A 23,570-nucleotide genomic window follows, 5' to 3' on the forward strand; every position below is an offset into this window, starting at 1 on the left:
CTGAATAGCAAGGCCCTGTGGCGCAGTTGGTTAGCGCGCCGCCCTGTCACGGCGGAGGTCGCGGGTTCGAGTCCCGTCAGGGTCGCAGAAGTATACGATCGGCATTCGGTTCGGGTGCCATCCGGCCAGGTAGCTCAGTTGGTACGAGCGTCCGCCTGAAAAGCGGAAGGTCGCCGGTTCGATCCCGGCCCTGGCCACAACGATGGTGAATGCAGCCATCGACACATGAATACACCTGGCCCACCGCATGCGGTGGGCCAAGCTATGAGAGCCCAGTGGGTTCCTATGGCCCTGTGGCGCAGTTGGTTAGCGCGCCGCCCTGTCACGGCGGAGGTCGCGGGTTCGAGTCCCGTCAGGGTCGCTCGACACGAAGGTCCGGTATCGATGCGATTCCGGACCTTCGTCGTCGTTGCGGTCCGGCGCCGTTGCCGGCACTGGTACTCCGCTACCGCGACCGAGTGAACATGTTCTAGTGTGTGCCCTACGTAACTGCATGGACACGTGTCCGAACAATCCGGGGGTTGATGTGCGCATAGCTCTGCTGTCGTACCGGAGCAAACCGCACTGCGGAGGCCAAGGCGTCTACGTTCGCCACCTCAGTCGGGAGCTTGCCGCCCAAGGCCACGACGTCGAAGTGTTCTCGGGCCAGCCGTACCCGGAACTCGATCCGGCCGTGACCTTGACGAAGGTTCCCAGCCTCGATCTCTATCGCGACGACGACCCGTTCCGCACGCCGCGACCCGGCGAGTACCGCGATCTGATCGACGTCCTCGAGGTCGCCACCATGTGGACGGCGGGTTTCCCGGAACCGCGCACCTTCGGCCTTCGCGCAGCGAGGCTGCTGCGCGAGCGAGTCGCCGATTTCGACGTCGTCCACGACAATCAGTCGCTCGGATCGGGCCTACTCCGCATCGCGAAGGATCTGCCGCTGGTCGCGACCATCCATCACCCGATCACCCGGGACCGCGAACTCGATCTCGCGTCGGCACCCACATTGCGTCGCAAGGTCACCTTGCGGCGGTGGTACGGATTCCTGCGCATGCAGGGACGGGTGGCGCGGAAGATACAGACGTTGCTCACTGTCTCGGAGAACTCCGCCGACGACATCCGTACCGCCTTCGACATCGAGCCGGACCGCCTCCACACGATCCCCCTCGGCGTCGACACCGATCTCTTCGCGCCGCAGAGCACGTCGCGGGTCGCGGGTCGCATAGTGTGCGTGGCCAGTGCCGATGCTCCTCTCAAAGGAGTGCCCACATTGCTCGAGGCCGTGGCAAAGCTGCGCACGGAGCGTGCGGTCGAGCTCGTGCTCGTCTCCAAACTCGCCCCCGGTGGTGTCACCGAGCGACTCATCGACGACCTCGCCATCGGCGATGTCGTGCGCACTGTGTCGGGGATCGACGACGCCGAGCTCGCGGAGATCCTCGCGTCGGCAGAGATCGCTGCGGTGCCGTCGTTGTACGAGGGTTTCTCACTGCCTGCGGTCGAAGCCATGGCCTGCGGGACGCCACTCGTGGCGAGCCGTGCGGGTGCGATACCGGAGGTGGTGGGTGACGCCGGCGAGCTGGTACCCCCCGGCGATGCCGAACAGTTGGCCGCTGCGATCGCGGCGTTGCTCGACGATCCGGCGCGGCGGACCCGGCTGGGCGCTGCTGCCCGCGCCCGCGTCGAGGAGAAGTACAGCTGGGCTGCGGTCGCCGCGCAGACTGCGTCCGTATACGAGCGCGCGATCGCTGCACACGAAGGAAGGACCGACTGATGCTTACCGTCGACTTCGACCGACTGGGGGTGCGGCCGGGGTGCCGTGCGATCGACATCGGCGCCGGTGCAGGCAGACATTCGTTCGAGCTGTATCGGCGCGGTGCGGACGTCGTCGCCTTCGACCGCAGCGCCGACGACATGAAGGCGGTGGCCGACATGTTCGTGGCGATGGAACTCGAGGGGCAGGTACCCGAAGGAGCGCTCGCCCGCGCTGAGGTGGGCGACGCTCTGGCGCTGCCGTATGCCGACGAGACCTTCGATGTCGTCATGATCTCCGAGGTCCTCGAACATGTCCCCGAGGACGATCGGGCAATCGCAGAGTTCGTGCGGGTCCTCAGGCCCGGCGGTGTCGCGGCGGTGACTGTCCCGCGATGGTTCCCCGAGAAGATCTGCTGGGCGCTGTCGGATGCATATCACGAGGTCGAGGGAGGGCACGTGCGCATCTACAAGGCGGACGAGCTGGCTGCAAAGCTCACCGCAGCCGGGCTGACCGTGCGCGGGACAGCCCACACTCACGCGTTGCATTCGCCGTACTGGTGGCTCAAGTGCGCGGTCGGTGTCGACAACGAAAGCAATCCGCTGACGAAGGCTTATCACCGGATGCTCGTGTGGGATTTGATGGAAGGTCCGTGGCTGACCCGCACCGCGGAGAAGCTCCTCGACCCCGTCATCGGCAAGAGCGTCGTGTTCTATCTCGAGAAGCCGGGTGTATCCGGTGCGCCGCAGTGAGTTCCATCGCCGGGTGATTCCGGAGGTGCCCGGCGTCCTGTCCCGCGACGAATGCCTCGCCACCGGGCGGGCGATTGCGCGCATGCAGGAGCCGTCCGGAGCAATTCCCTGGTTTCCGGGCGGTCACACAGACCCGTGGGATCACATCGAATCCACGATGGCTCTCACTGTTACCGGGCTGCTCGACGAAGCATCGGCAGCCTTCGACTTCCTGTGCCGAACACAGCGTCCAGACGGCTCGTGGCCCGTGAAGTTCCGGAACGGGATCATCGAGAACACCGATACGGACAGCAACTTCACCGCATACATCGCGGTGGGGGTGTGGCATCACCATCTCGTTGTCGGCGACAGGCGGTTCACCTCCGAGATGTGGCCGATCGTGCGGGCAGCAGTCGACCATGTCGTCGATATGCAGTTTCCTGGCGGACACATCGCGTGGGCGCGTGGACCGGGCGGGCTAGTCGACGAGGCGTTGCTCACCGGGTGCGCAAGCATTCACCAGAGCCTGCGGTGTGGGGTTCAGCTCGCAGAACTCGTCGGCGACTCGCAGCCGGAATGGGAAGTGGCCTTGTATCGGTTGGGTCATGCGCTGCGCAGGCACCCCGAGGTGTTCACGCCGAAGCCCGAATACTCGATGGACTGGTACTACCCGATCCTCGGTGGCGCGCTGCGCGGGCCCGACGCGCAGCGACGCATCCGCGAGCGCTGGCCGGATTTCGTCGTGGACGGACTCGGAATTCGTTGTGTCGACCACAAGCCGTGGGTGACCGGTGCCGAGACGTGCGAACTCGTCCTCGCGCTCGACGCTCTGGGCGACAACGTCCGAGCGAACGAGCTGTTCGCGTCCATGCAGCACCTGCGCGACCCGGACGGTTCGTACTGGACGGGACTCGTCTACGAGGACGGTAAACGATGGCCCGTCGAGGTCAGCTCGTGGACGAGTGCGGCGGTGATCCTGGCGGCAGATGCGTTGTCGCGGACGACCGGAGGCAATGGGCTGTTTCGCGACGCAGCAGTTCCGCCGGGACAGGTCGGCCCGGATCGCTGCACGGAGCGCTGCGAGGTGTTCGTCTGACGCTGCACGGAGCGCTGCGAGGTGTTCGTCTGAGCTCTGTAGGACTCTTGCGCTTCTGCACTCTGTGCGCGTAAGCAGGGAGGGTGAGTCTCGCAGGTAGGAGGCGTCGATGATCAGGTATGTCCTGGTGGCGCTCCTGGGGGCAGCGACGCTGGTAGCGGTGCCGCTCGCAGTGCTCTCCGGCGGAGCGGGTTGGTGGATCCTTGCGTCGGTGTGTCTTGTGCTCACGGCTGTCGGGGTCTACGACATGCTGCAGACCCGGCATTCGGTGCTGCGCAACTATCCGATTCTGGGGCACGCCCGATATCTCCTGGAGGGTGTGCGCCCCGAGATCCAGCAGTACTTCGTCGAACGGAACGTCGAGGGCAGGCCATTCGACCGTGACACTCGCACGATCATCTACGAGCGTGCCAAAGGGATCCACGGGGAGCTGTCGTTCGGAACGGAACGCGACATCGAATCCGCCGGATACGACTTCCTGGTGCATTCGATGGCACCGGTGCCGGAACCGGAAGAGCCACCCCGCGTACTGATCGGTGGGCCCGAGTGCACTCGCCCGTACTCGATGGCGCTCCTGAACGTGTCGTCGATGAGCTTCGGCGCATTGTCGGGCAATGCGTTGACGGCTCTGAACAGGGCTGCAGCTCTGGGAGGTTTTGCGCACGACACCGGGGAGGGCGGGTTGACGCCGTACCATCTCGGTGGCGGCGACCTCGTGTGGGAGATCGGCTCTGGCTATTTCGGAACCCGCACGCCCGACGGACGATTCGATCCGGATCAGTTCGCGGAGTATGCCGCCTACGAGCAGGTCAAAGTCATCTCGGTGAAGTTGAGCCAGGGTGCAAAACCGGGTTTGGGAGGTGTGCTGCCTGCAGCGAAGGTCAGCGAAGAGATCGCCAGGTATCGTGAGGTTCCCGCGCACGTGAAATGCGTGAGTCCCTCAGCGCACTCGGCCTTCCGCACCCCGCGCGAACTGGTGGAGTTCGTGTGTCGGCTGAGGACGCTCGCGGACGGGAAGCCGGTCGGGGTCAAACTGTGTGTCGGTTCCCGTACCGAATTCTTGGCGTTGTGTAAGGCGATGATCGACGTCGGTGCTGCCCCGGACCTCATCATCGTCGACGGTGCCGAGGGCGGCACTGCTGCCGCGCCGCTGGAATACGAGGATCATGTCGGGCTGCCGCTGACCGACGGGCTGATGACCGTCCACAATGCTCTCGTGGGTTGCGGCTTGCGGGATCAGATCAAGATCGGTGCGAGCGGGAAGGTGGCGGCGGGGAACGACATCGTCAAGCGGTTGATCCAGGGCGCTGATTTCACCAACGCGGCGCGAGCAATGATGATGGCCATCGGCTGTATCCAGGCGCAACGGTGCCACACCAACACCTGCCCGGTCGGTGTCACAACACAGGATCCGATGCGAACCCGGGCATTGAACGTGGCAGACAAGAGCATCCGGGCGTGGCGCTATCAGGAGGCGACCGTGCGGCAGGCGGTGCAGATCATGGCGTCGCTGGGTGTGAGCGACCCCGGGGAGCTGACTCCGCACATGCTCAGGCGAAAAGTCGATGTCACGCATGTGCAGTCGTACGCGGAGATCTACGAATGGCTCTCACCAGGTGTGCTGCTCGATGATCCGCCCGAATCGTGGGCCGCGGACTGGTCGGCCGCGACCCCCGACTCGTTTCGATCGGCATGAGCACGCCTATTCCCCGACGTGACCCCCGGTGCGTTCCAGAACCCGCAATGATCCGGTGACCGAGACTTCGGTGAACTCGCCGCTGTCGAGTGCACGGCAGTAGATCTCGTACGGAGGGCGACCGCCGTCGGCGGGATCGGGGAATACGTCGTGGATGATCAGGGCGCCGCCGGGTTCTACCCATCGCGCCCAGCCCGAGTAGTCGGCCTGTGCCGCTTCGCTGCTGTGCCCACCGTCGATGAAGACGAAGGCGAGCGGCGTTCGCCAGAATGCGGCGACCTGAGGGGAGCTGCCCACGATCGCGACGACATGCGACTCGAGGTCGCCGTCGGAGAGGGTGTGCCGCAGCGCCGCAGTCGTATCCAGCTTGCCTGTGTGCGGGTCGACCAGCGACGAATCGTGGTACTCCCAACCCGGCTGATGCTCTTCGGAACCGTGGTGGTGATCGACTGTGACGATGGTGCCCCCCGTCGATTTCGCTGCCTCACCCAGGTAGACCGTGGAGCGGCCGCAGTACGTGCCGATTTCGACGCCTACCCCGTCGCCGAGGTAGCGGATGGCTGCGTCGTGCAGCGCCGTGCCCTCGTCGAGGGGCATGAAACCCGGTGTGGATTCTGCGAGTGCGAGCGCCTCGCGAGACAGCGTGGTGTGGGTCATCGTGCCGTTGCCTTTCGTTTGTGCAGAACGCTGCCGACCGCGTTGTCGAGCTTCGTTCCGAGTGGCCAACCCACATAGTGTGACAGGAACAATGCGATCTCCCGCAGCTGTTCTTCGTCGAGTTCGTCGTTCTGCAGCGCGGCACCGATCTGGATCTCGGCGACGTCGCTCAATCCTTGTGCGGCCAGGGCTCCGAGCAGCAGCAATCGGCGGTCGCGGATACTCAGCCCCGGTCGCGACCAGATGTCGGCGAACAGATGATCGGCGGTGGCGGCGAAATGTGCACCCGGCCCGTCCTGGAATTCGAATCCGTAGACCTTCCCCATCATGTCGAGTCCGCGCTGGCGCTTGTCGTCGGTCACGACTGTTCCTCCATGCTGTGGGTGCGTGCGATGTCGCCGATCCCGACTCCGAGACCGGTACCGAGGTCCGCGAGGGCGCGTGTGGCGAGGGGAAGTTCGATGTCGAGCCGGTCGCCGAGCGTCATGGCGAGCGCGAGGTCTTTTTCGCCGAGTGCGCGTACGTGGGAGAAGATCGGGAACCAGGCATCGTCGGGTTGGAGCGGGGCAGTGGTGTCGCGCCACATGATCGATCCGGCCCCACCGGTGATGGCATCGGTATGTCGGACGACTTTTCCGAGTTCGGTGATGTCGATTCCGGCGGCTTCGGCGAGACGCTGCGCTTCGGTCGCGGCGGTGAACGACACGAAGTGAAGGAGGTTCCGGGCAAGTTTCATCCGGGTGCCTGCACCGACTGGACCGGCGTGCACAACCAGTGCGGCGAATGCGCCGAACGGTTCTTTGATCTTCTCGTACGCTTCGTCGGATGCTCCGACCATAACGGCCAGCGCGGCCTTTTTCGCGCCCGCCGCACCGCCACTGACCGGCGCATCGACGAACTCGACACCGCGCGAAGCGCACTGTGCCGCGAGGTCGACCGCGGTGGTGTCGGAGATCGTCGAGTGTACGGCGACCACAGTGCCGGGCTTCGCCGTCGACAGCAGTCCGTCAGGGCCGGTGACGACGTCGCGCACTTGCGCATCGTCGAGCACTGTCACACAGACGATGTCGCTGATGGCGGCGAGTTCTGATGCGTTCGAGACGGAGTGGGCGCCCGCGTCGACGAACGGGGCGACGGCGTCGGGATCGGTGTCGAGCACTGACAGGCTGCCGGTGTGGTCGAGCAGTCGGTGTGCCATCGGTGCACCCATGTTGCCGAGGCCGATATAGCCGATGCGGGGGGTCATGACCGGATCACCTGCCCGCCGTCGACGTTGAATATCTGACCGGTGATCCAGCCGGCGTCGTCGGAGAGCAGGAACAGACACATGCCGACGAGGTCGTCGGGTGTGCCGATCCGTTTGAGTGGTAGCTGCTTCACCATGTCCGCGACCATGTTCGAGGGGGTGGTGTTGCGGGTGGCCTCGGTGTCGATCGGGCCGGGGGCGATCGCGTTGATGCGAATATTGGACCCGCCGAGTTCGACGGCGAGTTGCTGGGTGAGACCGTTGATGCCGACCTTGGCGAGGCCGTAGAAGCCCGAGTACAGCCAGGCCGCGGTGGACGATTGGTTGACGATAGAACCGCCATTGCTCGTCATGTGCGGCCACACCGCACGGGTGATGTTGAGGGCGCCGTCGAGGTTGACGCTCATGAACTTCTTGTAGTAGTCCCACGGCACGGTGAGTAGGAGGTCGAGTTTCATACCCCCGTAGATCGCGGCGTTGTTGACGACGTGGTCGATACCCCCGTACGTCTCGACGGTCGTGTCGGCGAGTTCCTTCGCCGAGTCCGGGTCGGAGACATCTACGGGCAGGAAGGTGGCGGTACCGCCGTCGACGACGATCTGCTTGGCTACCTGCTCGCCGAGTTCGGCATCGATATCGGCGACCACCACACGCGCGCCCTCGGCGGCGAGTGCGCGCGCGTACGCTTCGCCGATTCCTTGGGCTGCCCCCGTGACGATCGCAGTGCGATCGGTGAATCTGGCCATGTGACCAATCCTTTCGAGTATGTCGGGCGCTGCGGACGTCAGCGTGCAGGTTCCGCGACGAGTTTTGATTCCAGGTACTCCTCGAACCCGGCCAGGCCCATCTCACGGCCGATGCCGGACTGCTTGTACCCGCCGAACGGCGCATCCGCCGCGTACCAGATCCCGCCGTTGACCCCGAGGGTGCCGGTTCGGACACCCGCTACGACACGCGCGATGCGGTCGGGGTCGGTGCCGTAGACCGCACCGGAGAGCCCGTAGGGAGAGTCGTTGGCGATGCGGATCGCGTCGTCGTCGCCGTCGTGCGGCAGGATCACCAGAACCGGGCCGAAGATTTCCTCCTGCGCGGTGCGCGCGGAGTTGTCGAGCCCCGAGATCAGAGTCGGTTCGACGAAGAAGCCGCGGTCGTGTGCGGCGGGGCGGCCACCGCCGACGACGATCGTGCCGCCCTCCTCGACGGCGAGACGGATATACCCTTCCACGCGTTCGCGCTGTCGTCCGGAGATCAATGGGCCGCATATCGTGCCGGGGTCGTTCGGATCGCCGGGGCGCAGACCGCGCAGTGTGTCCGCTGTGGCGTCGACGGCCTCGTCGTACCGGTCGCGAGGCACGACGAGACGTGTGGTGATCGCGCAGCCCTGACCGGCGTGGGTGCATACCGTGAACGCGGCCATCGAGCAGGCCGCGCGGAGGTCGGCGTCGTCGAGGACGAGGAATGCGGATTTGCCACCGAGTTCGAGAAACACCTTCTTGAGCGATTCCGATGCCGCACGCATTACCGACTTGCCGGTTGCGGTCGAACCGGTGAACGAGATCAGGTCCACTCGTGGATCTTCGGCGAGTAGGGCACCGATCCGGTGATCGCTCGAGCTGACGATATTGAGGACACCCGCGGGGATGTCGGTTTCCTCGGCGGCGATCTTGCCGACCAGTGCGGCACACCAGGGGGTGTCGGGGGCGGGTTTGAGCACGACGGTATTACCTGCGGCGAGTGCCGGCCCGATCTTCGCGAAGTTGATCTGGTGTGGGAAGTTCCACGGGGTGATGGCGCCGACCACGCCGATGGCTTCCTTGAGGAGATACCGGTGAGTCGGGATTCCCATGGGAGTGGCGTTCCCGAGATCCTGTTTCCACGAATAGTTCTCGGCCAGGTCGGCGAACCACAGCAGATCGTCCACCGGGCCTTCGAGGTGTGCGGCGGAGGTCAGGAACCTGGGAGCGCCGACCTCGGCGATTGTGATGTCCCGCAGTTCCTCGATGTGACCACGCAGTGCATCGCGGAGTTGCCGCAGGCAACGCGCGCGGAACACGTGGTTGCGGGACCACTCGGTGTCGTCGAATGCGCGGCGCGCGGCGTCGATCGCAGCGTCCAGATCGGCGGCGGTGGCGTCGGCCGCGTAGCCGAGGACCTCCTCGGTGCTGGGATCGACAATCTCGAACGTGCCGCCGCTGCCGGGGACGAGTTTTCCATCGATCAGGAGAGCCGAACTGTCGGTCGGGCGAAGTGTCATCAGACTGGATCCCTTAATTTCTGGACAGGTGTCTGGACTATAGTTCGGCACGCAGTGAGAACGCAATGGTTCGAGTGGATGTCGTTACGGGGGAATCTGATACGACGAGACTGGGTGTGCAGTTGTTGTCGCCAATCTTCGAAAAAGCCGCCAACAACCGCACACTCGAACGTGGTCAGGCGTTCAGGTTCGTGAGAACGCCCGTAGGCGAGGGTGTGGGCAGATGGGACAGCGCACCCTCGACGACGGATTCGTAGATGCGGTCGAGATCGATTTCGTTGCCGAGGAACCCGCTGTTCTCGAGAATCGCGAAGCCGTGTAGAGCCGAGAACATGCCGATCGTGACCTCGAGGGCTCGCTCTTCGGGGACTCCGCACGAGGCCAGCATCGACCCCAGGGCGGCATTCGCATCGAGGCCTGCTGTGATCAGGCTGTCTCGGTCGCCCGGTGCGGTGGTCAACGCCTGGTAGCGGCGCGGGTGTGTCGTGGCCCAGGACCGGTGGGCATCGATCAATGCACGCAGCCCGTTCCTGCCGCTGCGCCCCATCGCCACTTCGCGCAGATGGGTACCCAATTCGGTCATGGCGCGCGCCTGCACTGCGGCCCGCACGTCGTCGAGGCCGCGTACGTGGTTGTACAGGGAGGCGGCGGCGATTCCGAGGCGGCCCGACAAGGTGCTCATTGTGAGCTGTTCCCATCCGGCCTCGTCGACGGCGTCGATCGCGGCGTCAATCACCTTGTCGCGCGTGAGGGTTCGTCGTCTGGTCGGGCGGGAGTTGTCGCGTGTCATGAATTCAGTCTAAGGGGCATCCATTGCAAACGAATGTATGTAGTTTGTAAGCGAACGGCATTTGTCACCGACTCGTGAGCCCACCAATCGTTAGGCGCAGGCATGTCCAACTCCCGCATCGACCTGAAGAATCCCGACCTCTACACCGAGGGTGTCCCGCACGATTTCTTTGACGACCTCCGCCGCCAGTGCCCGGTCTATTGGCAGACTGAAGACGACGGGCCCGGATACTGGGCAGTGACCCGGCACGCCGACGTCGTCGGAGTCTCGCGCGACACCACCTTCTCGGCCGCGATGGGGTCCACCCAGATCGACGAGTTCGACGAGGAGACCCGGCTCAAACAGGCCTCCATGCTTCTCAACCTCGACCCACCCGACCACACCCGGCTGCGTCAGCTCGTCAGTCGAGGGTTCACCCCGCGCGTGGTCAAACAACTCGAAGGTCATATCCGCGACATCTGTACCCGCGTGGTCGACGACCTGATCGAGACGGGTCGCAACGGTCGGGTCGTCGACTTCGTCCCCCGCGCGGCAGCGCCGCTTCCCCTCGAGGTGATCGCCGCACTGCTCGGCGCACCCACCGAGGACGTCGGGAAACTCTACGATTGGTCGAACAGGATGATCGGCTGGGACGACCCAGAATACGGCAGTACCAGGGAGGACGGCGAACTCGCCGCGGCCGAGGTCTTCCTCTATGCCAACGCGATCGCCGCGCAGCGACGTGTCGAGCCCCGCGACGACATCGTCACCAGGCTCGTCACGCCGGACGAGCACGGCGACACGCTCTCCGAGATCGAGTTCGACATGTTTTTCGTCCTCCTCGTGATCGCCGGGAACGAGACGACCCGCAACGCGATCTCCGGTGGGATGCAGGCCTTCATGGACCACCCCGACCAGTGGCGGCTCCTGCAACGTGAACCTGAACTCCTGCCGAGTGCGGTCGAGGAGATCCTGCGCTGGGTGAGCCCCGTCATCGGATTTCGCCGCACTCCTACCTGCCCGGCCGCGATCGGGGATCAGGAGGTCGAACGAGGTGACAAAGTGGTGGTCTACTACCCGAGCGCGAACCGCGACGCCGACGTGTTCGACGACCCGCACGTCTTCGACATCACGCGCAACGACAACCCCCATGTGGCATTCGGCGGTACCGGCGTGCATTTCTGTCTCGGTGCGCACCTCGCGCGGCTCGAACTGAAGATCATGTTCGAAACTCTCGCCACCCGGGTCGACCGGATCGAACAGGCCGGTCCTGCGCGCCGTCTGCGATCGAACTTCATCAACGGGATCAAGGCCATGCCGGTGCGGATCCACCCACACCGGGGTTGAATTGGGGTGCGTGCAGGGCGATGACCATTGCCGGACGATGATGACCGTAGTAATGTCCAGACACGTGTCCAGAAATGTGAATCTCGAATCCACCCGCCGTCGGCTCACCGAACGGCAGGCCGACACCGTGCAGCGACTCACCCAGTCCGCTGTCGAGGTATTGGGTGACGAGGGATTCGCAGGCCTCACCGTCCGCATCGTCGCCGCGCGCGCCGGCGTGGCCCCGGCCACCGCCTACACGTATTTCTCCTCGAAGGAGCACCTTGTCGCAGAGGTGTTCTGGCGCAGGCTCGCCGCCGCGCCCGTCGAAGAGTCGGGTGAAGCGAATCGGGCCGATCGCGTGGTCGCGGTACTCAGGGGCGTGGCGCTGCTCATGGCAGACGAACCGGAGCTTGCCGCCGCAGTCACGAGTGCGCTGCTCGGCCGCGACCCCGACGTCGAGCATCTGCGCGCGCGAATCGGTCTCGACATCCGCGAAAGGCTTTCCGCGGCACTCGGGGACAACCCCGATGACGATGAGCTCGAAGCGCTTGAACTGCTCTACGCCGGCGCGCTTGTGCGCGCCGGAATGGGCTACGGAACATACGAAAAGCTCGCCGACAGGTTGGAAATCTCGGCCCGACTGTTATTGGAGTGATCCATGATCCAGGCTCCCCCGGAGTCCGTATCGACCGACCCGCCCACGTTCGATCCCTACGACTACGCATTCCACGAGGATCCGTACCCGACCTATCGTCGACTGCGTGAGGAGGCGCCGCTCTACTACAACCCCGAGCTGGACTTCTGGGCGTTGTCGCGGCACGCCGACGTCGTCGCCGGCTTCCGCGACAATGCGCGGCTGTCCAGCGCGAATGGTGTCGCCCTCGATCCGGCTGCGTACGGACCGAACGCGCACAAGGTGATGTCGTTCCTCGCGATGGACGATCCGCGGCACATGCGCATGCGGCAGCTCGTGTCGAAGGGGTTCACCCCGCGGCGCGTCGCGGAACTGCAGGAGCGGATCCTCGAACTCACCCTCGAGCACCTCGAACCCGCACTCGCCGGAGGAGAGTTCGATTGGATCACCGACTTCGCAGCCAGGTTGCCGATGGACGTCATCTCCGAGCTCATGGGAGTTCCCGAGGCCGATCGCGCCGAGATCCGACGACTCGCGGATCTCGTCGTGCACCGCGAGGAGGGAGTGCTCGACGTCCCGGTTTCGGCGATGGAGGCGTCGCTGCACCTCCTGGGCTACTACGCCGACATGATCGCGGAGCGCCGGACGTCGCCGACCGCCGACCTCACGTCGGCGCTGCTCGACGCCGAGATCGACGGCGACCGCCTCGCCGACGACGAGATCATCGGATTCATGTTCTTGATGGTGGTGGCCGGAAACGAAACGACCACGAAACTCCTCGGTAATGCCTTGTATTGGGGTGCGCGAAACAAGAGTGAAGTGTCGCAGGTTCTTTCGGATCCGGAACGCGCATCCGAGTGGGTCGAGGAAACCCTCCGGTACGACACGTCGAGCCAACTCGTGGCGCGCACCGCCGCTGCGGACATCGACCTGCACGGCGCCACCATCCGCTCCGGCGACAAGGTGCTGTTGCTCATCGGTTCCGCCAACCGCGACTCCGAGGTGTTCGAGGATGCCGACGAATTTCGTCTCGGTCGCAACAGTGCAGGAAAACTCGCGAGTTTCGGTGCGGGAGTGCACTTCTGCCTCGGCGCCCACCTTGCACGCCTCGAAGCGAACATTGCCCTCGAACAGTTCGCACGCCGCGTCGCCGACTACGAGATCGACTTCGACCGCACCGAACGGGTCCACTCCACCAATGTGCGCGGCTTCGCTGCCCTCCCCATGGAAGTGACGAAGCGACATGCCTAGATTCGCGCCACACCCCGCACGTCGTCCTGCGCTCATCAGCGGTGCGTCGTCGGGAATCGGGACAGCCACCGCGTACGCCCTCGCCGAGCTCGGTCATCCGGTTGCGCTCGGAGCCCGGCGTGTCGAGGAGTGCGCGGCGATCGCCGAGAAGATCCGCGCCGAAGGCGGTGAGGCCGTCGCCCACCACCTCGACGTGTCGTCCACCGACTCCGTCGATGCGTTCGTCGAGGCATCGGAGGACGCGCTCGGTGCCACCGAGATCGTCGTCTCCGGCGCCGGTGACATGGATTTCTCGCTCGTTCACGAGATGGACGCGGAACGGTTCGAGTTCCAGGTGAACGTGCATCTGAACGGCACGCAACGCCTCGCGCGGCGTGTACTTCCGGGAATGATCGAACGCAAGCGCGGCGACTTCGTTGTCATCGGATCGGACTGCGCCGATATTCCTCGTCCGCGGATGGGCGCGTATGTAGCGGCGAAGACCGGACTCGAAGCCCTCGTCGTCCAACTGCGGATGGAACTCGAAGGGACAGGGGTGCGTGCGTCCACCGTCCGGCCCGGTCCCACCCAGACAGGCGCGGGAATGACCGCACCGGCCGAGGTCGTCGGCCCCCTCCTCGAAGACTGGGAGCGCTGGGGTTTCGCGCGCCACCCGTATTTTCTCCGCGCGTCGGATATCGCCGCCGCGGCCGCGACCGTGGTGTCGGTACCCCGCGGCGCCCACATCGTGCTCGTCGAAGTACAGCCCGAAGCGCCCCTGCGGAAGGAAGACAAGTGACCGGAGCGCCACACACAACCGTCGCACCGCCCCGAGTCTCCGGCGGTGAACATGAGCACGGACACCTCGAAGAACTGCGCACCGACCCCATCGCGCTGATGAACCGAGTCCGCGACGAATGCGGCGATGTCGGCATCTTCCAGCTCGCCGACAAGAAGGTCGTGCTGCTCTCGGGCGCCGAGGCCAACGAGTTCTTCTTCCGGTCGTCCGACGACGACCTGGATCAGCAGGCGGCCTATCCGTTCATGAAGCCCGTGTTCGGGGAAGGCGTCGTGTTCGATGCGAGCCCTGAACGTCGCAAGGAGATGCTGCACAACACTGCATTACGCGGTGAACAGATGCGGGGGCATGCGGCGACCATCGACCGCGAGGTCCACGACATGGTCGCCGGATGGGGTGACGAAGGTGAGATCGACCTCCTCGAATTCTTCGCCGAACTGACGATCTATACGTCGTCGGCGTGTCTGATCGGCAAGAAGTTCCGCGACGAGCTCGACGACCGCTTCTCCCATCTCTACCACGACCTCGAGAAGGGCACCGACGCACTCGCTTTCGTAGATCCCTACGCGCCCATCGAAAGCTTCCGACGCCGCGACCAGGCGCGCCGCGGACTCGTCGACCTGGTGCAGGGCATCATGAACGGTCGGGTCGCGCGTCCGCCGCAGGGCAAGGAGGACCGCGACCTTCTCGATGTGCTCGTCTCCATCAAGAACGAGGACGGCACCGAGCGGTTCAGCGCGGACGAGATCACCGGCATCTTCATCTCCATGATGTTCGCCGGGCACCACACCACCTCCGGGACCGCGGCGTGGGCACTGATCGAATTGCTGCGCAACCCGCAGAGCATGCGGCGGGTGACCGACGAACTCGACGCGATATACTCCGACGGCGCAGACGTGAGTTTCCATGCGCTGCGGCAGATCCCGAACCTGGAGGCAGTACTCAAGGAGACGCTGCGGATGCATCCGCCGCTGATTCTGCTGCTGCGGGTTGCCAGGGGAGACTTCGAGGTGGCCGGCTACCGCATCGCCGAAGGTGATCTCGTGGGCGCGACCCCGGCGATTTCCAATCGCATTCCCGAGGACTTCCCGGACCCCGATTCGTTCGATCCAGGCCGTTACATCGACCCGAACCAGGAGGACATCGTCAACCGGTGGACCTGGATTCCTTTCGGGGCGGGCCGGCACCGGTGCGTCGGTGCGGCGTTCGCGTTGATGCAACTTAAAGCGATCTTCTCGATCCTGCTGCGCGACTTCGAGTTCGAACTCGCACAGCCTGCCGACAGTTACCGGAACGATCACTCGAAGATGGTGGTGCAGCTCGCACAGCCTTGTACCGTCCGGTATCGGCGCCGCACGCGGGAAACGGAGCAGTCGTGAGGATCGAAGTGGATTCGGATCTGTGCCAGGGGCATGCCATGTGCGAAATGGAAGCACCCGATGTGTTCGAAGTCCCCAAACGCGGCACAGTGAAGATTCTCGTCGACGAGGTCCCCGAAAGCCTGCGCGACGGTGCCGAGGCCGCCGTCCGCTATTGCCCCACTCAAGCGTTGCGACCCGTGCAAGACTGACGACAGGAGACGCCATGTCCACGTTCGATCGTGCTGAGCTCGACGAGATGATTTCCCGCTGGATCGACGCCAACAAGCGAGCCGAGACCGAGCAGGACTGGAAGCCGCTTGCCGAGATGTACACAGAAGATGCCACATACGGATGGAACTACGGTCCGAAGGACGATTTCATGGCGGTCGGCCGTGACGAGATCCGCGAACTCGCCCTCGGCCAGGAGATGCGCGGACTCGAAGGGTGGGAGTACCCCTACCAGCAGCTGATCGTCGACGATCGCACCGGCGACGTGATCGGTATGTGGAAGCAGATCGCCGACGCGAAACGTGCGGACGGCGAACCCTATTCGGTGCACGGCATCGGTGGCAGTTGGTTCCGCTACGGCGGTGACTTCCAGTGGTCGTGGCAGCGTGACTTCTTCGATTTCGGGAACGTGTCGCACCTGTTCCTGCAGATGATCACCGACGGTGCATTGTCCGACGGCATGAACAAGCGTATCGAGCGGTCCACATCCGGCAAGCGCCTGCCCGGCTGGTACCCGGCGGGGCAGGCGCCGGTGTCCCTGTGGTGACCCCGGTGCAGACCGGCGCGTCGTTCGGGGCGCTGTCGCGAGACGATCTCGCGATTCTCGTTCCCGAATTGTTGTTGTGCGGGCAGCTCATCGACCGCTCCGGCATGGCTCACCTGATCTCGGCCTTCGGTAGGGAGGACATGGCGGCCATTGCGATCGAGGAATGGCAGGCGTCGTCACCGTGGTACACCCGGCGCATGCAACGAGCGCTGAAGTTCGAGGGCGACGATGTCGCAACGATCTTCAAGGGCATGCAGTTCGACATCGGGGCACCTCCGCAGTTCATGGACTTCCGGTTCCGCGTCGACGACCGAGACCACGGTGAGTTCTGGCTCGATCACTGCGGCGCGCTCATGGATGTCGAACCGCTCGGCGACGAGTACGTGACCGCGATGTGCCACGACATCGAGGACCCGACCTTCGATGCCACCGCGCTCGCAACGAATCCGCACGCGCAGGTCAGGCCCATTCATCGTCCGCCGCGTCGCCCCGAGGATCGGCATCCGCACTGCGCATGGACCGTGACGATCGACCCGGCGCACATTCCGCCCGTCGTCGAACCCCACACGGAGGCGTTGGGACGAACGGCAGCGAGAGCGGTGGAACTGAGCCCGATCGTTCCCGGCGGTGACGGCGTCGACGACTATTCGGGGCCGCTGCTCTCGGACGTGCGCTTCGGCGACTTCTCCCATTCGGCGCTCGTGCGGATTGCCGAGGAGGTGTGTCTCCAGCAGCACATGCTCACCCTCGGATTCCTGATCGGTGTCCGCAAGCGTACCGGCGCCGATTCGGCGTCTACGCTTCTCCGGAAGCAGCTCACCGGTATCGCCGGGTTGACGTCGGAGCGTCTGCGCAACGCACTCGGCCTGTCCGCCAGGTACAACGACCTGGCGACGGTGCTCGGCATCCATCCCGTCCTCGCGCCGCGCCAATACGTCGGGCGCACTATCGAGGTCCACGACGACCACCTGCGGCTGTCCATCGGGCGCGACAGGGGAGTGGACGTCGACGGCGGGTGGACGACGTTCATCGACGGCGACCACCTCGGGCCACTCGATGCGCTCGTCCGCGGGGTCGATCCGCACTTCACGTCGCGAGCGGTGTCGGAGTCGCCCGACGAACTCGTCGTCGACGTGGTCAGGGGGCGCACGCCGGCACCTGAGTCCAAGGACGTACAGGTCACCAGATTCAGCTCGGGTGCGACGTTCGCGTTCACGGACCGTGGAATCCCGCTTCCCCTCACCGTCCTCTGACCGACACCGCCCCAACCTAATTGAGCGAATGTACCCTTCACTCGATCAGATCGAATGAAGGGTACATTCGCTCAGAGGGGTGGGGTGTTTCCGGCGTCAGTTCTTGGCTGCGGAGAGGCCCGCGCGGCGGCCGAAGAAGCTGCCGTCGCCGAGCGAGGTGCCGCTCGCGTATCCCCAGGCGCACACGCCCGACGTGCAGCGACCCGCTGCGTACAGGCCGGGGATCGGTTCACCTGAGACATGCAGGACTTCGGAGTCGACGGTGGTGCGCAGCCCGCCGAGAGTGAATCCGGCGGTGCAGTTGCGCAGATCCAGTGCTGCGATCGGTGATCCGATCGGCTTGACCCACTCGCTCTTCTTTCCGAGTACGGGGTCGGATCCGGCTTCGGCGTGCTGGTTATACACCCCGACGGTTGCCTGCAGGGTGCCGGTGGGCAGCGCCATGTCGGATTCGAGTTCCTCCACCGTCTCCGCGACCCACTTGGGCTGGAATCGGAAGAACGGAGTGGAACTGGTGGCTGCGCAACCCTCTTCGTATGCGCTCTCGTCGATGATCAGATAGGCCTGATTGTCGTTCTTGAGAAGGGTCAGCTGTCCGATCCGACCGGGATAGGTGTCCTCGGGCACATACCGCTGACCCCGTGCGTTGACGAGAATCCCTCGGGCCATCAACTGGGGGTCGCCGAAGAATGCAACCTCGGTCGCGTCCATGTGCGCGAGGTCGGCGCCGAGCGCCTGGGCCATGCGGATGGCACGGCCATCGTGTTCCTCGATGGCGGCACCGGGCCGGCCGTCGAGTTGCGGTGCGTAGGTGGCGACCATGTCCTTGTTGTACGCAAAGCTGCCGGTGGCGAGCACGACCCCGCGACGCGCTCGGATGTGGAGGTCCTTGCCGTACTGTTTGGCGGCGATCCCCACGACGCGCCCCTCACCGTCGACGATGAGTTTCTGCACGCGCATGTCGAATTCAGCTCGGACACCGAGTTCTTCTGCCACCTGCGACAGGGGTTCCATGAGCTTGAAACCGCCGCCCTTCTCGCCGGTGCGCTTGTCGCTCATCTGCGGTACGTGGCCGCGCGGTGCGGGTGTGGCGATCTTGTTGAAGGGTGCCGAGTTCTCGCCGCCGGAGTACATGAGGCCGTCGTCGCCGGGGATCTCCCAACCCGGCTCGCCCCAGAAACTCTCCTTGAACACGACGCCGTTGGCGACGAGCCAGTCGTAGTGCTCGACGCTGCCGTCGCAGTATTCCGAGATCTTCGCTTCGTCGACTCCCGGGCCGAGGGCGGCGCGCATGAAGGCCTTCATGTTCTCGGCGGTGTCCTCGAATCCGAGTGCCTTCTGCAGGCCGGTGCCACCACCCAGGTAGACGATGCCGCCGGACAGGGACGCGGCGCCACCCCAGCCGCCGGTGCGTTCGAGGACGAGAACCTCGGCACCGGAGCGGGCGGCCTCGATGGATGCGGATACGCCGGCGATGCCGTATCCGGCGACGACAACGTCGGCCTCGTGATCCCAGGTGGTGACCTGGTCGGCGAACAGGGGGTGGACGTCGGTGCTCATGTGGTGATCCGTTTCTGGTGCGGTGGGTCAGGAAGCGAGGCTGAGTTTTCCGGCGAGGCGCTCGATGTAAGCGACGACCTCGTCCGCGGAGCGGTCGGGGAGCCCGAAGATCACCTCGGTGACACCCGCGTCGCTCCACTGTTTCAGTTGCTCGGGGTCGGGGCGGCCCGCAAGGGCGGATACCTCGGGTGTTCCGGCACGACCCGCGTCGGCCCACATCTTGTGCAGGCGGTGCACGTGGTCGACGATGTCTCGGTCTCGGGGCGTGGTGATCCACCCGTCGCCCGAGCGGACGATCCACTCGAAGTTCCGGTCGGTGGGGCCCGCGCCGAGCAGCACTGGTGGACCCGGCTGTTGGATCGGCTTCGGCCACGCCCAGCTCGCCCCGAACGACACGAACGTGCCGTCGTAGGATGCCTCTTCCTCGGTCCACAGCGCCTGCATGGCTTCGAGGTACTCACGCAGCGCAGTGCGCTTCTTCTTCGGTGGAATCCCGTGATCGGCGAGTTCTTCCGCGTTCCAGCCGAATCCGGATCCGAGGACGACCCGGCCTTCGGACAGATGGTCCAGCGTCGCAATGGTTTTCGCGAGCGTGATGGGGTCGTGTTCGAGAGGGAGTGCGACCGAGGTGCCCAGCCTGATGGTGGAGGTGACGGCTGCGGCGAGGCTCAGTGAGACCCATGGGTCGAGGGTGCGCATGTATCGATCGTCGGGGAGGGTCTCGTTGCCCGTTCCCGGGTGGGCGGATTCGCGACGAACCGGGATGTGTGTGTGTTCGGGCACGTAGAAGCTGTCGAAGCCGGCTGCTTCGGCGGCTTTCGCGGCGGCGTCGGGTCGGATTCCCCGATCGCTCGTGAACAGGGTGATTCCGTGACGCACAGCGACCCCTCTCATCGGATGACGCAGAAAATGTAACGCGTTCTACCTTAGGATGGAAGGGTTTCCGGACAGGTGTCTAGTATTTCCGGATCCGCGCGAGCACTCCACTATCCTGAACATGCACTAGTGGAAGGTGACGTGATGGCGGAAAAGTCGACCGCGGGAGTCGAGGCACGAACGCGCCCTGCTGCGCAGTCGCCAGGGTCAGGGCTGAGACCGGCGCAGCGTGCGCGGTATCTGAGGATCGTCGACTCGGCGAAACAGCTCGCATCCGAGGGCGGCTACGATGCCGTGCAGATGCGTGCCGTTGCCGATCGGTCGGGTGTGGCGCTCGGCACGGTCTACCGGTACTTCCCGTCGAAGAATCAGTTGCTCGTGGTGGCGATGGTGACCCAGTTCGAAGAGGTCGGCAACTATTTCTCCAGCGACGAGCTGCCTGGCGACACGCCACACGAGCGGATCATGAGTGTCCTGCGCGCGTCCGTCTCGAGGTTGGAGCGGGACCCGCAACAGTACGACGCGCTGGTGCGTGCCGTGATGTTCGCCGATGCGTCGTCGGCGCCTGAGCTCGACCGGCTCGGGCAGGTGCTCACCGAGTTGTTCGCGAAGTCGGCCGGTATCGAGATCGTTACCGAGGAGGTGCTCAACGCGGTGCGCATCGTCGCGGACGTCTGGATGTCGACTCTGGTCTCCTGGGCCAACGGGCGACAGAGTGCCGAGAACGTTGTCGACCACATGGACACCGCGGTCCGGTTGGTCTTCGATCGCCTCGAACGGCAGCAGCGGGCGAGCTGAGCTCACCCGCTGCGACGCGTTCCCGGGGTCAGGCGGGCACGTCGACGATGCCGACGGTGGGCAGGAAGAAGCACGACGACTCGCCGTTCTGTACGGAGCCGAACACGGCAGCCAAGACAGTGCCCGCGCCGGTGTCGACCGGTGCCACGCGCACGCCGCCGAACGGAACCGCCTGGGCGAGGAATGCGGCGACCGCCTGCTCGGCGAACGTGCGGGCCGGCCCTGCCACGCCCTCAGGGATTGCCGCAGACCCGGCCTCCTCGAGCGTGCCCATCGGCACCAGCCCGCCCTGGAGCGTGTTGACATTGAGCCACGCGAGTTGGATGCCGTCGGTGTTCGCATCGTCCTCGAGTCCCATCGGGACGAAGGCGAACAGGGTCTGTGCGGGATCGACGACGTTGAGGGGTTGGCCGAGGACGTCCTGATTCGGCCACGGGCCGGGGAGGGCGCCGGCCATTGCCGGGGCGATGCCGAGTGGCAGGTTGCCGTCGGCCGTGCAGAACGGTGCGCCGGTGGGGTAGAGGAATGGCTCGATTCCCAGGGCGCGCAGGAACTCCGTCAGCTCATCGTATGCGCCGAGCGGAGTGCCTTCGGCTGCGTCGACGGCACTGCCCCGTGCGCCGGCGATGGCTTCGGCCGCAGCAAGTGCGGCCTGGTCTGCGCCCGGCGTCGAGTGCAGTACGCCGAGTGCGGTGGTGATCGCGCTCTCGGCTGCGGGCGCGTCGGCGATCGGCGGTTCCGGTGCCGGTTGAGCGGTGGCGGCGGCGGGCAGTGCGAGGCCGGCCGCGACGGCCAGCGCGGCCGCGGCGGCGAAGGGGCGCATCCGGGCGCGCGTGGGCTTGCGGGTCATGGGTGCTCCTGGTCTCAGCTCTCGACACATCGGTCTCGACGCATCGTTTCAACACTCAGCCTCAAGTAAAGGTTGAGACTGTTGAGGATCAGGAAAGCACAAGGGCGGCGCTCCGGCCAGAGCGCCGCACCGTGTGTTACTCAACCGACACTGTCGCCGGAGGGAGTCACTCAGGGTCGTCGGGATGTTTGCGCAGGTGGAGAATGCTCGCGAGCAGGCCACCCCAGAGCGTGGCGAGTGCGAGGATCATCATCACTATCGCGGAGGTGCTCACCGGTTCTCTCCTTGCTGTGTCGTTGTGAGGGGAGGACGGTTCTCGTCCAGCGCGAATTCATCTTCTATGCCGCGGCGCCACGGTACGAACGACATGACGATCGCCAGCACGATCACAACGATCTGCACACCCCACCCGAAGACGGCCACGAGATCGTCGGGCAGTCCACCGTAACCTTCGTCGATCCGGTCGCGAATCTCACTGAAGAGCATGTAGCCGAGCACGACGGGGGTGATGACCCCGACGAAGATCTGCCAGACCAGGCCCACCTTGAACGACGACGACATGTTGAGATGGTCACGCAGCTCCGGCAGTCGTCGCAGAATCCACGCGATGACGATGATCGCAACGAATGCGACGCCGACGATTCCGAACTGGTTCGCGAACCTGTCCACCACATCGAGCGTGTTCAGGCCGGTCGTAGTGGGGAACAGCAGAAGCGAGACGATCGCGGAGACCCCGCCGATGGTCAGTACCGCCGGCACCTTGCCGAGGCCGGTCTTGTCCTGGAATGCGGAGATCGTCACCTGAAGGATACTGATCAGCGACGTGAAGCCGGCGAATACGAGCGACCCGAAGAACAACACACCGAAAACGGGACCGCCGGGCATCTGCGACACGATGGTCGGGAACGCGATGAAGGCGAGACCGATACCGCTGGCCACGACCTCGTCTACCGCGACACCCTGAGCTTGTGCCATGAATCCGAGGGCCGAGAACACCCCGATGCCGGCCAGCACCTCGAAACTCGAGTTGGAAAAACCGACGACGAGACCCGAGCCGGTCAGGTTGGTCTTGCGCTTCAGGTACGACGAGTAGGTGATCATGATGCCGAAAGCAACCGACAACGAGAAGAAGATCTGCGCGTAGGCCGCTATCCATACCCCGGTGTCGGTGAGCGCCTCCCAGTTGGGTGTGAAGAACGCGTCGAGCCCCACACTCGCTCCGTCGAGCAGCAGCGCCTGGACCACCATGGCGCCGAACAGAACTATGAGGAGCGGAACGAAGATTCGATTGGCGTTGCCGATGCCACGCTGCACACCGAGGGCGAGAACGGCCAGGGTCGCTACCCAGACCAGGACCAACGGCCAAGCGACCCCCGGTACGAAACTCATCCCGAATGACGACTCGCCGTCGACACGCAAGAAGTCGCCCAAGAAGAACTCTTCCGGGCTGTCGCCCCATGCCTCGGTCATCGAGAAATAGGTGTAGCAGGCCGCCCACGCGATGATCACCGCGTAGTAGACGGCAATGACGAAACAGATCAGGACTTGCCACCAGCCCACGAACTCACTGCCGCGGCTGAGCCGCCGGAAGGCCAGCGGCGGCGACCCCCGGAATTTGTGGCCCATCGCGTAGTCGACGAACAGCAACGGAATGCCCGCGGTGAGCAGGGCCACCAGGTAGGGGATGAGAAATGCCCCACCGCCGTTCTCGTACGCGATATACGGGAATCGCCAGATATTGCCCAGGCCGACAGCCGAGCCGATAGCGGCCATGATGAACACCGATCGCCCCGACCAGACCTCGCGCTTGTGTGCAGCTTCGTGTTGTGCCACGAACCTCGTCCCTCCACTCGTTCGACTGCGTAGACGCTAGTCCCGTAGCGCCGGAATCGGGACGAATTCGGGATTCATGATCAGG

The 23,570-nt window shown here is 64.8% G+C and carries 24 protein-coding genes and 3 tRNA genes; 16 read left to right on the forward strand and 11 right to left on the reverse strand.

Going from position 1 to position 23,570, the window contains the following annotated elements:
* Positions 1-11 precede the first annotated feature (11 nt).
* From ACZI8W_RS04420 to ACZI8W_RS04450, 7 genes are all read left to right on the forward strand, one after another.
* A tRNA-Asp gene (locus ACZI8W_RS04420) sits at positions 12-85 on the forward strand.
* A gap of 38 nt (positions 86-123) precedes the next feature.
* Positions 124-197: transfer RNA gene (locus tag ACZI8W_RS04425), tRNA-Phe, on the forward strand.
* Positions 198-287: 90 nt separating this feature from the next.
* Positions 288-361, forward strand: a tRNA-Asp gene (locus ACZI8W_RS04430).
* 165 nt (positions 362-526) lie between these two features.
* On the forward strand, positions 527-1,759 hold the full coding sequence (locus ACZI8W_RS04435; RefSeq protein ID WP_463367533.1) for a glycosyltransferase family 4 protein: 1,233 nt from the start codon (positions 527-529) through the stop codon (positions 1,757-1,759).
* Positions 1,759-2,490 (forward strand): class I SAM-dependent methyltransferase, encoded by a 732-nt coding sequence (locus tag ACZI8W_RS04440; protein WP_463367274.1) that lies wholly within the window; start codon positions 1,759-1,761, stop codon positions 2,488-2,490. Before ACZI8W_RS04435 ends, ACZI8W_RS04440 begins: the two co-directional genes overlap by 1 nt.
* Positions 2,477-3,565: a prenyltransferase gene (locus ACZI8W_RS04445; RefSeq protein WP_463367275.1), complete on the forward strand. Its 1,089-nt coding sequence runs from the start codon at positions 2,477-2,479 to the stop codon at positions 3,563-3,565. Before ACZI8W_RS04440 ends, ACZI8W_RS04445 begins: the two co-directional genes overlap by 14 nt.
* A 109-nt stretch (positions 3,566-3,674) precedes the next feature.
* Complete coding sequence (locus ACZI8W_RS04450; RefSeq protein WP_463367276.1) at positions 3,675-5,261, forward strand: FMN-binding glutamate synthase family protein; 1,587 nt, start codon at positions 3,675-3,677, stop codon at positions 5,259-5,261.
* A gap of 6 nt (positions 5,262-5,267) precedes the next feature.
* Here ACZI8W_RS04450 and ACZI8W_RS04455 read toward each other — a convergent pair whose 3' ends face one another.
* From ACZI8W_RS04455 to ACZI8W_RS04480, 6 genes are all read right to left on the reverse strand, one after another.
* Positions 5,268-5,918 carry a class I SAM-dependent methyltransferase gene (locus tag ACZI8W_RS04455; RefSeq protein ID WP_463367277.1) on the reverse strand — a complete coding sequence of 217 codons (651 nt, stop codon included), beginning with the start codon at positions 5,916-5,918 and terminating at the stop codon, positions 5,268-5,270.
* On the reverse strand, positions 5,915-6,280 hold the full coding sequence (locus ACZI8W_RS04460) for a carboxymuconolactone decarboxylase family protein (protein ID WP_463367278.1): 366 nt from the start codon (positions 6,278-6,280) through the stop codon (positions 5,915-5,917). The genes ACZI8W_RS04455 and ACZI8W_RS04460 overlap by 4 nt, the downstream gene beginning before the upstream one ends.
* A complete protein-coding gene (locus tag ACZI8W_RS04465) occupies positions 6,277-7,164 on the reverse strand; it encodes an NAD(P)-dependent oxidoreductase (RefSeq protein ID WP_463367279.1) in 888 nt (295 codons plus the stop codon). Before ACZI8W_RS04465 ends, ACZI8W_RS04460 begins: the two co-directional genes overlap by 4 nt.
* Positions 7,161-7,910 carry an SDR family oxidoreductase gene (locus tag ACZI8W_RS04470; protein WP_463367280.1) on the reverse strand — a complete coding sequence of 250 codons (750 nt, stop codon included), beginning with the start codon at positions 7,908-7,910 and terminating at the stop codon, positions 7,161-7,163. The genes ACZI8W_RS04465 and ACZI8W_RS04470 overlap by 4 nt, the downstream gene beginning before the upstream one ends.
* A gap of 38 nt (positions 7,911-7,948) precedes the next feature.
* Positions 7,949-9,418, reverse strand: a complete 1,470-nt coding sequence (locus ACZI8W_RS04475; RefSeq protein WP_463367281.1) for an aldehyde dehydrogenase — start codon at positions 9,416-9,418, stop codon at positions 7,949-7,951.
* Positions 9,419-9,593: 175 nt separating this feature from the next.
* On the reverse strand, positions 9,594-10,208 hold the full coding sequence (locus tag ACZI8W_RS04480; RefSeq protein ID WP_463367282.1) for a TetR/AcrR family transcriptional regulator: 615 nt from the start codon (positions 10,206-10,208) through the stop codon (positions 9,594-9,596).
* A gap of 102 nt (positions 10,209-10,310) precedes the next feature.
* On the opposite strand from ACZI8W_RS04480, the gene ACZI8W_RS04485 reads away from it, so the two are divergent.
* The 8 genes from ACZI8W_RS04485 (at position 10,311) to ACZI8W_RS04520 (ending at position 17,568) form a co-directional block, all read left to right on the forward strand.
* A complete protein-coding gene (locus ACZI8W_RS04485) occupies positions 10,311-11,534 on the forward strand; it encodes a cytochrome P450 (RefSeq protein ID WP_463367283.1) in 1,224 nt (407 codons plus the stop codon).
* Between the two features lie 76 nt (positions 11,535-11,610).
* Positions 11,611-12,171 (forward strand): TetR/AcrR family transcriptional regulator, encoded by a 561-nt coding sequence (locus ACZI8W_RS04490; protein WP_463367534.1) that lies wholly within the window; start codon positions 11,611-11,613, stop codon positions 12,169-12,171.
* 3 nt (positions 12,172-12,174) lie between these two features.
* A complete protein-coding gene (locus ACZI8W_RS04495; protein WP_463367284.1) occupies positions 12,175-13,401 on the forward strand; it encodes a cytochrome P450 in 1,227 nt (408 codons plus the stop codon).
* On the forward strand, positions 13,394-14,179 hold the full coding sequence (locus ACZI8W_RS04500) for an SDR family oxidoreductase (protein WP_463367285.1): 786 nt from the start codon (positions 13,394-13,396) through the stop codon (positions 14,177-14,179). The genes ACZI8W_RS04495 and ACZI8W_RS04500 overlap by 8 nt, the downstream gene beginning before the upstream one ends.
* Positions 14,176-15,558 carry a cytochrome P450 gene (locus tag ACZI8W_RS04505; RefSeq protein WP_463367286.1) on the forward strand — a complete coding sequence of 461 codons (1,383 nt, stop codon included), beginning with the start codon at positions 14,176-14,178 and terminating at the stop codon, positions 15,556-15,558. Before ACZI8W_RS04500 ends, ACZI8W_RS04505 begins: the two co-directional genes overlap by 4 nt.
* Positions 15,555-15,749 (forward strand): ferredoxin, encoded by a 195-nt coding sequence (locus ACZI8W_RS04510; protein WP_463367287.1) that lies wholly within the window; start codon positions 15,555-15,557, stop codon positions 15,747-15,749. The genes ACZI8W_RS04505 and ACZI8W_RS04510 overlap by 4 nt, the downstream gene beginning before the upstream one ends.
* Positions 15,750-15,763: 14 nt before the next feature.
* Entirely contained in the window at positions 15,764-16,315 is a 552-nt protein-coding gene (locus ACZI8W_RS04515; protein WP_463367288.1) for a Cif family virulence factor, read from the forward strand.
* Positions 16,309-17,568, forward strand: a complete 1,260-nt coding sequence (locus ACZI8W_RS04520; protein WP_463367289.1) for a hypothetical protein — start codon at positions 16,309-16,311, stop codon at positions 17,566-17,568. Before ACZI8W_RS04515 ends, ACZI8W_RS04520 begins: the two co-directional genes overlap by 7 nt.
* Before the next feature lie 96 nt (positions 17,569-17,664).
* On the opposite strand, the gene ACZI8W_RS04525 is transcribed toward ACZI8W_RS04520, so the two are convergent.
* Positions 17,665-19,128, reverse strand: coding sequence for an FAD-dependent oxidoreductase (locus ACZI8W_RS04525; protein WP_463367290.1), 1,464 nt, complete (start codon positions 19,126-19,128; stop codon positions 17,665-17,667).
* A gap of 27 nt (positions 19,129-19,155) precedes the next feature.
* Positions 19,156-20,007, reverse strand: a complete 852-nt coding sequence (locus ACZI8W_RS04530; RefSeq protein ID WP_463367535.1) for an LLM class F420-dependent oxidoreductase — start codon at positions 20,005-20,007, stop codon at positions 19,156-19,158.
* 141 nt (positions 20,008-20,148) lie between these two features.
* Between ACZI8W_RS04530 and ACZI8W_RS04535 the strand changes: the two genes are divergently transcribed.
* Complete coding sequence (locus tag ACZI8W_RS04535; RefSeq protein ID WP_463367291.1) at positions 20,149-20,802, forward strand: TetR family transcriptional regulator; 654 nt, start codon at positions 20,149-20,151, stop codon at positions 20,800-20,802.
* 28 nt (positions 20,803-20,830) lie between these two features.
* Here ACZI8W_RS04535 and ACZI8W_RS04540 read toward each other — a convergent pair whose 3' ends face one another.
* From ACZI8W_RS04540 to ACZI8W_RS04550, 3 genes are all read right to left on the reverse strand, one after another.
* Positions 20,831-21,652, reverse strand: a complete 822-nt coding sequence (locus tag ACZI8W_RS04540) for a hypothetical protein (RefSeq protein WP_463367292.1) — start codon at positions 21,650-21,652, stop codon at positions 20,831-20,833.
* 166 nt (positions 21,653-21,818) lie between these two features.
* Positions 21,819-21,926, reverse strand: coding sequence for a methionine/alanine import family NSS transporter small subunit (locus ACZI8W_RS04545; RefSeq protein WP_463367293.1), 108 nt, complete (start codon positions 21,924-21,926; stop codon positions 21,819-21,821).
* Entirely contained in the window at positions 21,923-23,485 is a 1,563-nt protein-coding gene (locus ACZI8W_RS04550) for a sodium-dependent transporter (RefSeq protein ID WP_463367294.1), read from the reverse strand. Before ACZI8W_RS04550 ends, ACZI8W_RS04545 begins: the two co-directional genes overlap by 4 nt.
* Positions 23,486-23,570 lie beyond the last annotated feature (85 nt).

This window comes from Rhodococcus ruitaii (assembly GCF_055230935.1).